Source organism: Xanthobacter autotrophicus, assembly GCF_029991245.1.
Classification (GTDB): domain Bacteria; phylum Pseudomonadota; class Alphaproteobacteria; order Rhizobiales; family Xanthobacteraceae; genus Xanthobacter; species Xanthobacter autotrophicus_C.
The window spans coordinates 1-400 of sequence record NZ_JAIVFO010000444.1 but is presented as its reverse complement, the minus strand read 5'-3'; the positions used below and the strand labels follow the sequence as shown (position 1 = coordinate 400).

Sequence of the window (400 nt, the reverse complement as noted above, 5' to 3'; positions counted from 1 at the left end):
GCATAGACCTGGTTCAGGAAATGGCTGACGAAGACGATGGCCAGGCCCTCGGCGCGCAGGCGGCGCAGCACCTCGAACAGCTTGCGCACCTCGTCGTCGTCCAGGCTCGACGTGGGCTCGTCCAGGATCAGCACCCGCGCATCGATGCTGAGCGCCCGCGCGATCGCCACCAGCTGCTGCACGGCGACGGGATAGTCGGACAGCAGGCACGTCACGTCGATGTCCAGCCCGATGCGGGCGACCAGTTCGTGTGCGCGCTGCTGCATCCGCGCCCCGTCGATCCGCCAGCCCTGCGCCAGCCCGTGGCGCGGATAGCGGCCGGCGAAGATGTTCTCGGCCACCGACAGGTTGGGGCAGAGGTTGACCTCCTGGTAGACCGTGCTGATGCCCAGGCGCTGGG

At 68.8% G+C, this 400-nt stretch carries 1 protein-coding gene; it reads right to left on the bottom strand.

Annotation, left to right across the window (positions count from 1 at the left end; translation table 11 throughout):
* A partial coding sequence (locus K9U41_RS23605) for an ATP-binding cassette domain-containing protein (RefSeq protein WP_282643247.1) occupies positions 1-400 on the bottom strand: 400 nt, incomplete at both ends.